The 12,841-nt window shown below is 63.9% G+C and carries 12 protein-coding genes; 4 read left to right on the top strand and 8 right to left on the bottom strand.

Translation table 11 applies throughout. From position 1 onward, the window contains the following. The first annotated feature begins 127 nt into the window (after positions 1-127). Both alaC and ACLRDN_RS13955 read left to right on the top strand, forming a co-directional pair. Positions 128-1,393: an alanine transaminase gene (gene alaC / locus ACLRDN_RS13960; protein WP_413456767.1), complete on the top strand. Its 1,266-nt coding sequence runs from the start codon at positions 128-130 to the stop codon at positions 1,391-1,393. Positions 1,394-1,483: 90 nt separating this feature from the next. Next, complete coding sequence (locus ACLRDN_RS13955) at positions 1,484-1,906, top strand: YXWGXW repeat-containing protein (protein WP_413456766.1); 423 nt, start codon at positions 1,484-1,486, stop codon at positions 1,904-1,906. Positions 1,907-2,003: 97 nt separating this feature from the next. On the opposite strand, the gene ACLRDN_RS13950 is transcribed toward ACLRDN_RS13955, so the two are convergent. The 6 genes from ACLRDN_RS13950 to ACLRDN_RS13925 all read right to left on the bottom strand — a co-directional run bounded on the left by ACLRDN_RS13950 (position 2,004) and on the right by ACLRDN_RS13925 (position 9,338). Then, positions 2,004-2,159 carry a hypothetical protein gene (locus tag ACLRDN_RS13950; protein WP_008329375.1) on the bottom strand — a complete coding sequence of 52 codons (156 nt, stop codon included), beginning with the start codon at positions 2,157-2,159 and terminating at the stop codon, positions 2,004-2,006. A gap of 64 nt (positions 2,160-2,223) precedes the next feature. Next, on the bottom strand, positions 2,224-3,333 hold the full coding sequence (locus tag ACLRDN_RS13945; RefSeq protein WP_413456765.1) for an alpha/beta hydrolase family esterase: 1,110 nt from the start codon (positions 3,331-3,333) through the stop codon (positions 2,224-2,226). 110 nt (positions 3,334-3,443) lie between these two features. Then, positions 3,444-4,151, bottom strand: coding sequence for a glutathione S-transferase N-terminal domain-containing protein (locus ACLRDN_RS13940; protein ID WP_413456764.1), 708 nt, complete (start codon positions 4,149-4,151; stop codon positions 3,444-3,446). A gap of 12 nt (positions 4,152-4,163) precedes the next feature. Beyond that, positions 4,164-7,268, bottom strand: a complete 3,105-nt coding sequence (locus tag ACLRDN_RS13935) for an EAL domain-containing protein (RefSeq protein ID WP_413456763.1) — start codon at positions 7,266-7,268, stop codon at positions 4,164-4,166. Then, positions 7,265-8,122, bottom strand: a complete 858-nt coding sequence (locus ACLRDN_RS13930; protein WP_413460400.1) for a substrate-binding periplasmic protein — start codon at positions 8,120-8,122, stop codon at positions 7,265-7,267. The genes ACLRDN_RS13935 and ACLRDN_RS13930 overlap by 4 nt, the downstream gene beginning before the upstream one ends. 430 nt (positions 8,123-8,552) lie before the next feature. Further along, positions 8,553-9,338: an SDR family NAD(P)-dependent oxidoreductase gene (locus tag ACLRDN_RS13925; RefSeq protein WP_413456762.1), complete on the bottom strand. Its 786-nt coding sequence runs from the start codon at positions 9,336-9,338 to the stop codon at positions 8,553-8,555. 143 nt (positions 9,339-9,481) lie between these two features. Here ACLRDN_RS13925 and ACLRDN_RS13920 point away from each other — a divergent pair, with 143 nt between their 5' ends. Next, positions 9,482-10,405 (top strand): LysR family transcriptional regulator, encoded by a 924-nt coding sequence (locus tag ACLRDN_RS13920; protein ID WP_413456761.1) that lies wholly within the window; start codon positions 9,482-9,484, stop codon positions 10,403-10,405. A gap of 28 nt (positions 10,406-10,433) precedes the next feature. Here the strand turns inward: ACLRDN_RS13920 and ACLRDN_RS13915 are convergent, their stop codons facing one another. After that, entirely contained in the window at positions 10,434-11,324 is an 891-nt protein-coding gene (locus ACLRDN_RS13915) for a PhzF family phenazine biosynthesis protein (protein WP_413456760.1), read from the bottom strand. Between the two features lie 92 nt (positions 11,325-11,416). Next, positions 11,417-12,337 (bottom strand): sensor domain-containing diguanylate cyclase, encoded by a 921-nt coding sequence (locus ACLRDN_RS13910; protein WP_413460399.1) that lies wholly within the window; start codon positions 12,335-12,337, stop codon positions 11,417-11,419. Between the two features lie 22 nt (positions 12,338-12,359). Between ACLRDN_RS13910 and ACLRDN_RS13905 the strand changes: the two genes are divergently transcribed. Next, entirely contained in the window at positions 12,360-12,692 is a 333-nt protein-coding gene (locus ACLRDN_RS13905; RefSeq protein WP_413456759.1) for a hypothetical protein, read from the top strand. Positions 12,693-12,841 lie beyond the last annotated feature (149 nt).

Here is a 12,841-nt window from a genome sequence, read left to right as displayed (position 1 = left end):
GGGCGAGGGATCGAAGCTGCCGGGCCACTTGCGCTTGTGCAGGTGAATTTTCGCGCATAAAATCATTGGCGGAACATCAGTTCCAACGTCGCTCGGACGGTTCCGGGCGCTTACGTGAAAGACACCCATGACGCAATCCGCCGATTCGCGCGATCCCTCGCGCACGCCTGCAGTATCCGCTTCTCCTGCTACTTCCCCGGACGCCTTCCCGGTCAGCTTCCCGCGCATCGAACGGCTGCCGCCCTACGTCTTCAACATCACCGCCGAACTCAAGATGGCCGCGCGCCGCCGGGGCGAGGACATCATCGACATGTCCATGGGCAACCCGGATGGCCCCACGCCGCCGCACATCGTCGAGAAGCTGGTGGAAGTGGCGCAGCGGCCCGATACCCACGGCTATTCCTCCTCCAAGGGCATTCCGCGCCTGCGCCGCGCCATTGCGCACTGGTATCGCAGCCGCTACGAGGTCGACTTCGATCCCGACAGCGAAGCCATCGTCACCATCGGTTCCAAGGAAGGCCTGGCGCACCTGATGCTGGCCACCCTCGACAAGGGCGATACCGTGCTGGTACCCAATCCCAGCTACCCCATCCACATCTATGGTGCGGTGATTGCCGGGGCCAACATCCGCGCGGTGCGCATGCGCCCGGGCGTGGACTTCTTCGATGAACTCGAACGCGCAGTGCGGGAGAGCTATCCCAAGCCCAAGATGATGATCCTGGGCTTTCCCTCCAATCCGACCGCCCAATGCGTGGAGCTGGAATTCTTCGAGCGGGTGGTCAAGCTGGCGCGCGAACACCAGATCCTGGTGGTGCATGACCTGGCCTATGCCGACATCACCTTCGATGGCTGGAAAGCGCCATCCATCATGCAGGTGCCGGGAGCAAGGGAGGTCGCGGTGGAATTCTTCACGCTCTCCAAGAGCTACAACATGGCCGGCTGGCGCATCGGCTTCATGGTCGGCAATGCGCGCCTGGTGGCGGCGCTGGCGCGCATCAAGAGCTATCACGACTATGGCAGCTTCACCCCGGTGCAGGTGGCGGCCATTGCGGCGCTGGAAGGCGACCAGTCCTGCGTGGAGGAGATCCGCGCCAATTACGAAAAGCGCCGCAATGTGCTGGTCAAGGGCCTGCATGAGGCGGGCTGGATGGTCGATGTGCCCAAGGCCTCGATGTATATCTGGGCGCGCATCCCGGAGCCGTATCGCCAGTTCGGTTCGCTCGAATTCTCGCGCATCCTGCTGGAGCAGGCCAAGGTCTGCGTCTCGCCCGGCATCGGCTTCGGCGAATATGGCGACGAGTACGTGCGCTTTGCCCTGATCGAGAATGAATCGCGCATCCGCCAGGCCATCCGTGGCATCAAGACCATGTTCAAGAACGCCAAGGGCGGCTGAAGGGCGCGCGCCGGGCCGGTGTAAAGGCTGGAACTGCATCGGCCCGGCGCAAGTCATACAACAGTCTTCACCCACTGACTGTTTTATATGATGAAAAAAATAATATTCGCCTGCCTTCTGGCGCTGGGCGCGTCGGCGGCCGTGCTGCCGGATGCCCAGGCGCAAGTATCCGTGAACATCAACATCGGCGCACCGCCCCCGCCGCGCGCCGAACCGCTGCCACCCCCGCGTCATGGCTATGTGTGGGCGCCGGGTTTCTGGGATTGGGATGGCTACCGCCACATCTGGCGCGAAGGCCACTGGGTGCGAGCGCGTCCCGGTTACGTCTACGCGCAGCCGGTCTGGCGCCAGGGACCGCGCGGCTGGGAGCTGGATCGCGGTGGCTGGCGCGGTGGACCGCCGCCGGGACATGGCCCGCGTCATGATGACTTTGATGACGACCATCACGGCCATCGTGGTCCGGGAGGCGGGCGCGATTGCCCGCCGGGCCATGCGCGCAAGGGTGAGTGCTGAAGCTCGCCGGCTTTGATCTGAATTGAAGTGATGAAACGAAACGGCCGCAACGTGAAGACGTTGCGGCCGTTTTCGCTGGCGGGTCGCGGGGATGGCGTCAGGTCTTGTCCATGAGCGCGGAGACAGCGAAGGAGACGATGCCGGCCGTGATGCAGATGACCGCCAGGCGGTAATGGGGAATGAGCTTGCCAATCCACGGCAGCAGGAAGTACAGGACGATGGCGATCAGGATGCTGGTCAGGAGTCTTTTCATTGTCGTAGCGGGAGGGTTGAACGCTGGGGCCTATGATAGTGCGAATCGTGTTGCGATGGCAGCGTCAGCCAGGGGCCAGTCCCTTCATGCCGGGGCGCGTGGGAGCCGGTGCGGCAGGCACGGGCGGCTTCACGGGCAAGGAGGGGGCCGGCGTGGCGGTCGGCGCGGGCAGCGGTGTGGCGCCGGGCGGGAGATTTTCGTCAGCCTGCTCGTTCTGGCGGCCGCCGCCATGGGCATTGAAGAAGTTGATGACGGTGCGTGAGGCATCGAGGTTCTGCGACGACTTGCCGCCATTGACGATGGGCACCACGCCGCCCGGCCAGGCGTGGCCGCCGCCCTTGACCTCGTAGAGCACCACGGCCTGCGGGTCGCTCTTGCTGGCATAGGTGTACTGGCGGATGGTGGTGCCGTCGTTGGCGCTATCGGGAATGTCGGCCACCGTCGGGCGGGCATTGGCGCCATCGGCCTTGACGAAGGCTTCGATGCTGCGTGCCACCGACAGGCGCGGCAGCTGTGAGACTTCCTGCTTGCCGATGCCGCCCAGGAAGGGAATGAAGGGATCATCGCTGCCATGGATGTGCAGCAGCGGCATGGAGGCCTTGACGCTCTCGGGCGGCAAGTCCAGCACTGCACTCACTACCGCCACCGCCTTGAACAGTTCAGGCGCCTCGGCGGCCATGCGATAGGCCATCATGCCGCCATTGGACACGCCCACCAGGTAGACGCGCTGCGGATCGGCCAGGCCATCCTTGACCAGCTTGTCGATCAGCGCGCGCAGGAAGGCCACGTCATCGACCTTGTGCATCTGCGCGTAACCGCAGCATCCGCCGGAATTCCAGGTGCGGGCATCGATGGCCAGGCCGGTGCCGTTGGGGTAGACGATCATGTAGCCGGCCGCCTCGGCCATCTCGGTCAGCCCGGTGGCGCGCGCCATCAGCGAGCCACTGGAGCCGCTGGCATGCAGCGCCACGATCAGCGGCTGCGCTTCACCGACGGCATTGCGTTCGGAAAAATAGGCGCGCGAGAGATTGCCCACGCGGATCGTCTTCAAGGAAAGATCGACCGCTTGCGTCGGCGCGCTGGCCAGCAGCGGCAGCGCGCACAGCGCAGCCAGCAGGCTGCGGCGCAAGAGGCGGGCGCAAACAGGAGGGCGAAACGGAAAACGGTTCGTCATGGCAGGCAGGATGCGTTCGCAAGGATGGGCGCCATGTTAACGCGCGGGACCGGGCGGCGCAAAATGATTTACACCTTGCGCCGTGGGCCCCGGCTGGCAGCGGCCGGGGATCAGCCGCGCGCCGGGATGCTGAGACCGCGCACCACGGCCGGACGCGCCACGAAGGCTTCCAGCGCGCGGGCCACATGGGGGAAGTCCTGGAACCCGACCAGCTCGGCGGCCTCATAGAAACCGATCAGGTTGCGGATCCAGGGGAAGGTGGCGATATCGGCGATGGAATACGTATCGCCACCCAGCCAGTGGCTCTGGGCCAGGCGTTTGTCCATCACGCCCAGGAGGCGTTTGGATTCGTTGACGTAACGGTCGCGCGGACGCTTGTCTTCGTATTCCTTGCCGGCAAAGCGGTGGAAGAAGCCGAGCTGGCCGAACATCGGGCCCACACCACCCATCTGGAACATCACCCACTGGATCACCTGGTAACGCGCGGCGGGATCGGCCGGCAGGAACTGGCCGGTCTTCTCGGCCAGGTAGAGCAGGATGGCACCGGACTCGAACAGCGGCAGCGGCGCGCCATTGGGGCCGTTGGGGTCGATGATGGCGGGGATCTTGTTGTTCGGATTGAGCGACAGGAATTCCGGCGACATCTGGTCATTGGTCTCGAAGCTCACCAGGTGGGCTTCGTAGGGCAGGCCGGTTTCTTCCAGCATGATGGAGACCTTCACGCCATTGGGCGTGGGCAGCGAATACAGCTGGATGCGGTCGGGATGTTGCGCCGGCCATTTTTGATGGATGGCGAAGGCGGACAAAGCGTGACTCATGAGATCGGACTCCTAGGCAGCAGAGATGAGGAGGTCGCGGTCCTGGGCGAATTTCTCGAAGGCCTCGACGGTCACCGGCCGGCAGAAGTAGTAGCCCTGGTAGGCATGGCAGCCGGCATCGGCCAGGAAGCAACGCTGGGCATCGGTTTCCACGCCCTCGGCGATCACCCCCAGCCCCAGGCTCTGGGCCAGGTTGACGATGGTCTTGGCAATCGAGGCGTCGTTGGGATCGATCAGGACATCGCGCACGAAAGACTGGTCGATTTTAAGCTGATTCAGCGGCAGCCGCTTGAGGTAGGACAATGAGGAATAGCCGGTGCCGAAATCGTCCAGCGAAAACTCCACGCCATAGGCCTTCAAGGCAAACATTTTCTGGATGATGTCTTCGACGTTGTCCACCAGCAGGCTCTCGGTGAGCTCCAGCTTCAGGCGGCGCGGGTTGGCACCGGTGCGCTCGATGATGTCCAGCACGGTCTGCACGAAATCATGCTCGCGCAATTGCGGCGCGCTGACGTTGACGGCAATGCTGAGCTCGGCCATGCGCGGCCGCTTGGCCCAGGTGGCCAGCTGCGTGCAGGCGGTTTCCAGCACCCAGTTGCCCAGCGAAAGAATCAATCCGGTTTCTTCAGCCAGGGGGATGAAGTCGCCCGGCGGCACCATGCCGCGCTGCGGATGCTGCCAGCGCACCAGCACTTCGGCACCGGTCACGCGGCCGCCTTCGACCACCTGCGGCTGGTAATGCAGCAGCAGCTGATTGCCCTCGATGGCCTTGCGCAGGCCGGCTTCCAGCGTGGCGCGTTCGAGCACGGCGGTCTGCATGGCCGGATCGAAGAAGCGCAGGGCGTTGCGACCGGTCTCCTTGGCCTTGTACATGGCCAGGTCGGCCTGCTTCATGAGTTCATCCACCGAAGTCGCGCGGCCCAGGAAGACAGTGGCGCCGATGCTGGCGGTGGTGCGGTATTCCACTTCATCGAGCTGGTAGGTCTCGCCCAGGGCGGCCAGGATTTTCTCGCCGATGGCGCGGGTCTGGGTGGCGGCTTCCTGCTGGGTGTCATTGAGCCCTTCGAGCACCACCACGAATTCGTCGCCGCCCACGCGCGCCACCGTATCGTTTTCACGCACGTTGGCCAGCAGGCGCTGGGCCACTTGCTTCAAGAGCGTATCGCCCTTTTCATGGCCGACCGTATCGTTCAAGGTCTTGAAGTGGTCCAGGTCGATGAAGAGCAGGGCGCCGCAGGTGCGCGTGCGCAGCGACAGCGCGATGGCCTGCTTGAGACGGTCCAGCAGGAGGGTGCGGTTGGGCAGCCGGGTCAGGGCATCGAAGAAGGCCAGTTCGCGGATGCGCTCCTCGGCCAGCTTGCGGTCGCTGATGTCGTGATGGGTGCTGACGTAATGGGTGACCTGGTTGTCCTTGTTCTTGACGGCCGAGATGGTCAGCCATTCGGGATAGACCTCGCCATTCTTGCGGCGGTCCCAGATTTCACCTTGCCATTTGCCGAAGCGGCGGACGCTCTCGCGCATCTCCTGGAAGAAGGCCGGGCCATGGCGATCCGAGCGCAGCAGCTTGGGATGCTTGCCGACGATTTCCTCGGCGGTATAGCCGGTGATCTCGGTGAAGGCCTTGTTCACGCGCAGGATCTTGCTGTTGGCGTCGGTGATGAGCATGCCCTCGCGCGAATCGAAGGCCACGGCCGAAATGCGCAGCTCGGCTTCGATCTGCTTGCGGTCGGTGATGTCGCGCGCACTGGTGCGGAATCCCGTGAAGTTGCCGTGGGCGTCGGCAATCGGCGCCGACGACAGCGAGAGCCAGAACACCGTGCCATCCTTGCGTACACAGCGGAACTCGACGTCTTCCCGCTTCTGGCCATCCATGCAGCGCGCCAGTTCGGCGCGGATGCGGCGCTCATCGTCGGGATGCACGATGGTGCCGATGAAGTCCGGCATCGACAGGCATTGCTCCACCGTATAGCCGGTGTAGTCGCGCACCGCGTGATTGATCCAGCGCGGCCGGCCATCCAGGCCCCACCAGACTTCCCAGTTGACGGTGCAATCGGCGATGGCGCGGAATTGTTCTTCGCTGGCGCGCAGTTCGGCGGTCATCTTCTCGGCGAGGCGCACGGCACGCTTGCGGCTGGACATCATCAGCCAGGCCAGCAAGGCCAGCGTGAGGCTGGCGCCGATGCCGGTGGCGGCGATGAGATGCTCGGCATTGCGGCCGAACTGGGCGGTGAAGGCATCGGTGGTGCTGATGGACAGCGTCCAGTTGTGGTTGGCCACCACCAGGTATTCATCGGCCTGCAGACGCGGCTTGTGCAGGGGGCCGCTGGCCAGGGGCGAGCGATAGAGCAGGGCCTGCGGTTGCTGGGTCACGCCGTCGTAGAGGGTGAAGGCAATGGTGCGGCTGCTCTCGCCATAGAGGCTGGCGATCACGTCGCTCATGCGGAAGACCGCATGCACCCAGCCAATCAGGCTGGCGCGGCGCTCGGTGATGGTGGACTGCGGCTTGCCGCGCTCATAGAGCGGCAGGTACATCATGAAGGCCGGCGCTGCCGGGCCCTCACTTGCCAGATCGATCTTGCCGGAAACGGTCGCCATGCCGGAGTCGCGCGCCTTCTCCATGGCCGCGCGGCGCACCGGGTCGGACCACTGGTCGTTGCCAAAGGCGACACGGTTGCGCCCCACATAGGGTTCGCGCAGGATGGTCGGGGCATAGGCCATGCGTGCGCCCGGCGGACGGATCTTGTAGTCGGCCAGGCCCTGGCGGGTCATGCGTGCTACGTGCGCATCCAGTTGCGATGCCGGCACCCACTCCTCGATGCTGATGGCCTGGATGCCCGAGAAATTGGCGTCCAGGTTGAGCGCCTCGACATAGTCACGGAACTGGTTGCGGTCGATGTTGCCGGTGGCCGAGACCAGGCCCTGCACGCCATGCAGCATCTGTTCGTAGGACGCCATGCGCTGCTCGATGCGACTGACCGTCTCGCGCAGGACCGAGGCGAACTGGGTGTGGACTTCCTTGGCGGCCGCTTCGCGCTCGTGGTCCCAGGCGGTCCAGGTCACGCCCAATCCTGTGGCCAGGACGATGACGGGTACCAGGATCGGGCGGATCCAGTTCACGGCTTGCTCTGGAATTCGACCATGGCCGCCGCCAGTTCCGCATTGAAGTACTTGCGGAAGATGCGCAGCACCGTGCCATCGGCCAGCATGCCATTGACCAGCGTACGCCATTTGTCCAGTTCGGCCGGCGAGAGCGCCTTGCGCGACATGATCAGGCCGTGTGGTACCGAGGGGTCCTCGAAGCCGATGATGTCGGTGGCATCACGAATGCGTTTTTCTTCCACCACCGGATAATCGAAGGGCTCCATGATCATGCCCTGGATGCGGTTTTGCAGCAGGGCTTCATAGAGCGGTTCCAGGCCGCCTGCCAGGGTGACGCGGTTGGCGGCGGTGAGCTGGTCCACCATGCGGTTGGCATTGCTGCTGTAGCGGAAGCTGCGGATGACGCCAAGCTGGAAGCGTTCGCTGCGGGCCACATCGGCCAGCTGCTTGATGCCTGCATCCTTGCGCACCAGCAGGTAGTACTTGTTGCTGAAGTACCAGGCGAAGGCAGCGAACTTGTCGCGGTCCGGATTGGTGATGCCCGAGAGGCTGAAGTCCAGCGCGCCCGATTCGATCAGCTGCCAGATGCGCGCGCGCGACATCAGGCTGACATTGACCTTGCAGCCGCTGCGGCGGATCAGCTCATCGGCGAAATCCTTGTCGATGCCGGTGTCGGTGGCGGCCGAGTAGAGCAGGCCGTGGTCGTGCAGCGCCAGCGTGTAAGGCCGCGAACAATCCGGACCGCCCGGGACGGCAGGACCAGCAGCGTGGGAATGCGGGGAAGCCAGCAGTGCAGTGAAAAGCGTGGCCGCGCTCGCACAGGCACGTACTGCGCGATTGCGAAAGAGTCGACTGAAAATACTACCCCCTATGAATACGCCACTGTGTGGACGCCCGCCAGCACCTCATGCGCAATCCTGCGCCGGGCCAATGGCGTGTCGTCCTTCCCTGAAATCACCGTACCAGGACGGTGTACTGACTTGTTGCTGTAGTTGTGTATCTGCCGCCCGTGGGGGTGGTGTGATGACCTGCTCTGCTGGCATGCGTGCCATGGCTGCATGAACGGTCCTTCACCAGATGCCGAGCGATGTTACCCGAGCAGATTCCAATGCGCAACATAATGCGTCATTGGCTGCAGCGTCAGGCTGCACGCGGCTGCGCGGGGCGTGCGCGGGAGCGTGGAAAAGCATGGATGAGCTGTTGCCGAAGTGAATAATGATGCACAAAAAAACCGGTATTTCCTCGACGGAAACACCGGTCTTCTGGTCGTGCCCACAATCAGGCCGCAGGGGCCTGGATGGCTCAGATGGAGAAGCCGCCCGAGACCTCCACGCGCTGGGCGTTGATCCAGCCATTGTCTTCACGCAGCAGCGAGGCGATCGCGGCGCCGATGTCGTCCGGCAAGCCGACGCGGCCCAGTGCGGTCTGGCCGGCGATGAGGGCATTGAGCTCGGCATTGTCGCGCACGCGGCCACCGCCGAAATCGGTCTCGATGGCACCCGGTGCCACGGTGTTGACGGCAATGCCGCGTGCACCGAATTCCTTGGCCATGTAGCGCGTCATCACTTCCACGCCGCCCTTCATGGCCGCATAGGCGCCATAGCCCGGCAGCGTGAAACGCGCCAGCCCGCTGGAGATGTTGATGATGCGGCCACCATCGGCCAGCAGCGGCAGCAGCGCCTGGGTCAGGAAGAAGGGACCCTTCAGATGGACTTTGTAGAGCGCATCGAAGTCAGCTTCGCTGGTCTCGGCAATGGCGCCATAGATGCCCATGCCGCCGTTGTTGACCAGGTAGCTGAATTGGCGGACCTGCCAGTGCCGGTACAGTGCATCGGACACTTGTGCTGCGAAGGCCGTAAAGCTTGCGCTGTCAGCCAGGTCCAGTTGCAGGGCCTCCACCGTTACACCCAGGGCTTCGATTTCTGACACCGTGGCCTCGGCAGCAGTACGGTTGCCGACATAGGTGAAGAGGATGCCCACGCCTTGGCGGGCCAGGTGCAGGGCCGCGTTCTTGCCCAGGCCACGGCTGCCGCCGGTGATCAGGGCGATGCGGGGAGAGGAATTGTTGGAAGAGGTTGCTGCGTTCATGTGAGGCTCCTGAAGTCGTTGAGAAAAGCAATTCAAGGGATGTTGCAAGACCACGGAGCCCAGTATATTGAGAAGAAAATGGCGAATAAATTTCGGATTTGCTATTAGACTTTTCAAGATTCCATAATAATCGGGACGATCGCATGAACCAGTTGGACACCCTCAAAATCTTCCAGCGCGTGGCCGAACTGGCCAGTTTCAGCGGTGCGGCGCGCCAGCTGGGGCTGCCCAACGCCAGCGTTTCGCTGGCCGTGCAGCAGCTCGAACAGATGCTGGGTACGCGCCTGCTCCAGCGCACCACGCGGCGCGTGCAGCTGACCGCCGATGGCGAAGCCTTCTACCGGCGCAGCCAGGATCTGCTGGATGAATTCGAGTCCCTGCGCGGCATGTTCCGTGCGGGTGGGCAGCCCTTGAGCGGCAAGCTGCGGGTCGACATGTCCAGCGCCATGGCGCGCGAAGTGGTGCTGCCGGCCTTGCCGACATTCCTGGCGCGGCATCCGCACCTGGAGATCGAGCTGTCGGCCAGTGACCGTCGCGTCGACCTGGTGGCCGAAGGCTTCGATTGCGTGCTGCGGACCGGCACGCTGGATGATTCCTCGCTGGTGGCGCGGCCCATCGGGCATCTGGCCCAGATCAACTGCGCCAGCGCGGCTTACCTGAAACGGCATGGCACGCCGCGCACCCTGGAGGACCTGGCCCATCACCAGCTGGTGCATTACCGCCAGGTGCTGGGCGGACGTTCACCCGGATGGGAGTGGTTCGACGGCACCCAGACCCGCACGCTGCCCATGGCCGGCAGTGTCACCGTCAACAGTACGGAGACCTATTACGCCGCCTGCCAGGCCGGCCTGGGCCTGATCCAGCTGCCGCTGGTGGGCGCGCAGAAACGCAAGATGCTCGATGGCGGCAAGCTGGTGGAAGTGTTGCCGCAATATCGTCCGGCGCCCATGCCCATCAATCTGCTCTATGCCAGCCGGCGCCATGTGCCGGCACGGCTGGCGGAGTTCATGGACTGGCTGCATGCGCTGATCTTTCCGCTCACGCAGGAAGGTGGCCTGATGCGTTGAACGATGAGGCCCGCGCTGGCGCATCGATTCAGGCGAGCATGGTTTGTCCGGCCGGATCGATGGTGACGGCCCCGCGCCCGATCTCGATGACGCGGCCGCCGACCTGGATGGCGCCATCGCTGCCGACGGTCAGGCGCAGGCGCGATGGACGATCGACAGCTGCGCCCTGGTCGATGGCGTAGCGCGCCGGCAGGCTTGCGCCGGTGGCCACGAGCCAGCCGCCCAGGTTGGCGCAGGCCGAGCCGGTGCCCGGATCTTCAGCCACACCGCCGCCCTGCTTGGTGAAGAAGTAGCGCGCCAGCACCTGGCCAGGGGCCTCTTCATCGAAGGCGAACACATAGGCTGTCTTGCGCCCCAGGCTGCTGGCCGGCCAGCGGTCCAGCAGGCCGCTGTCGGGCTGGGCGCGGCGTACTGCCTCGGGCGAACGCAGGGCAATGAGGAACTGGTCGGCACCGGTATCGACCCACATCGGATCGGCGGCCAGGTCGCTTGCGTCCAGGCCCAGCAGGGCGGCCACTTCGGGGCGCGACAGGGGCGAAGGCGCCGTGCGCGGGCCGCCGGGGCAGGGGGCGGTGAAGGTCCAGACGTCGCCCTCAGCTTGCACCGGCACTACCCCGGCCTTGAATTCCAGGCGCAGCGCATCGCCCGTTCCCAGCAGATCACGCACCACCTGCGCCGTGCCCAGCGTGGGATGGCCCGCGAAGGGCATTTCGTAGCCGGTGGTGAAGATGCGCACCCGCGCATCGGCGACGGCCGAGGGCAGGATGAAGGTGGTTTCCGAGAGATTGAATTGCAGGGCCAGCGCCAGCATGGTGGCCTCATCGAGGCCGCGCGCATCCTCGAACACGCACAGGGGATTGCCGCCGAAGGTCGATTCGGCGAAGACGTTGAGCAGGCGGTAGGCGTAGGTGGCAGGCATGAAGGTCTCGCAGCAGAGTCAGGAAACTTCCGCAAAAGCGGAAGCAGGAAGGCCGATTGTAGCGACGGCCTCTGCTGCGAGACAGGTACAGTTCACTCGTCCACGGCAATACAGTCACGGCCCAACTGTTTGGCGCGGTACAGGCGGCGGTCGGCCTGTTCCAGGAAGGCGATGCGCTGGTCCATGGGCGAGGGCACGATGGTGGCCACGCCCAGGCTGATGGTGACATGCTCGGCGATCTGCGACTTGGCGTGCGGGAGGGCGGCCTCGTTGATGATCGCACGGCAGCGCTGGGCTACCTGCAGGGCGGCCTTTTCATCGCAATCGGGCAGGATCAGCACGAATTCCTCGCCGCCATAGCGGGCAAAGAAATCGCGGCTGCGGGTAGCGCTCTGGCTGAGCAGCTGGGCCACCTGCTTGAGGCATTCGTCACCCCGGATGTGGCCGTAATGGTCGTTGTACTGCTTGAAGTAATCGATGTCGAGCATGATCAGCGACAACGGTGCGCGGGTATTGACCGCATTGGCCCATTCCACTTCCAGCGCCGAATCGAACATGCGGCGGTTGGCTACGTTGGTCAGGCCGTCACGATAGGACAGCGCCTCCAGCTCCTTCTGCAGCTCGGCCAGGCGTGCCTCGGTCTTCTTGCGTTCGGTGATGTCGAACATGAAGCCGATCAGCGCATTGGGGCTGCCATCAGGATTGCGCACCACGTGCACCACGTCGCGGATCCAGATGTGCTCGCCATCACGGGTCAGGGCGCGGTAGTCGGCTTCGTGATCGGCGCCGGCCTTGGATTGCGAGATGCAGAAGTTGACCACGGCCTCGCGGTCTTCGGCGTGGATGCGCATGGCCCAGTCCTCGGCCGTTTTCCAGCTCTCCGGGGTCCAGCCTAGCAGCTGCTCGATCTGCGGGCCGATGTAGGCGAACTGCATGGTGCTCCAGTCGATCTTCCAGGGAATCGCCTTGGTCGATTCCAGCAGGGTTTTGTAGACGGCGCTGTCGGGTTCCATCTGTTCTTGGATCGGATTGCTCATGATTCTGCGTGGCGGCGTGGGGTTGGTAGGTTGTCGTCGGGAAATGCTGCCGCAAGGCAGCACAAAATTTGCCGGCAAGCATAACCCGTCTTGCTGTCAGGACGATGAAAAAATGTGGCAATCCTTGCGCAAGCGCTACTTAAATTTCTGCAAGGCAATGCCGGAGGTCGTTGCTCAGCGTGGAATGCAGGGCTATCGTTTTTCCTTATACCCCTATCCTCATTCGGTATTTCCGCATGACTGGCCCGTGCGGATAGACTTCAGTCACAGCAGTTTTCGAGACGGAGATTGTTGTGTGGACCGCTACCACGGTCGATGTGTCTGGCAGTGATGCGCCGTACCCGGTGCAGTAATGGCAGACGCTATCTGAAACAAAAATTTTGGAGACAAGCAATGCAATTCCGTTCGGCAGCTGAGCCTGCCGCAGCGGCGACGCCAACCGTAGAAGGCGTTCGCGACTGCGCACAGGCTGTGACCCCA

This window comes from Herbaspirillum huttiense, from assembly GCF_047300815.1.
In the GTDB taxonomy this organism is placed as follows: Bacteria; Pseudomonadota; Gammaproteobacteria; order Burkholderiales; family Burkholderiaceae_D; genus Herbaspirillum; species Herbaspirillum huttiense_A.
This window is presented reverse-complemented; position numbering and strand designations above follow the sequence as displayed.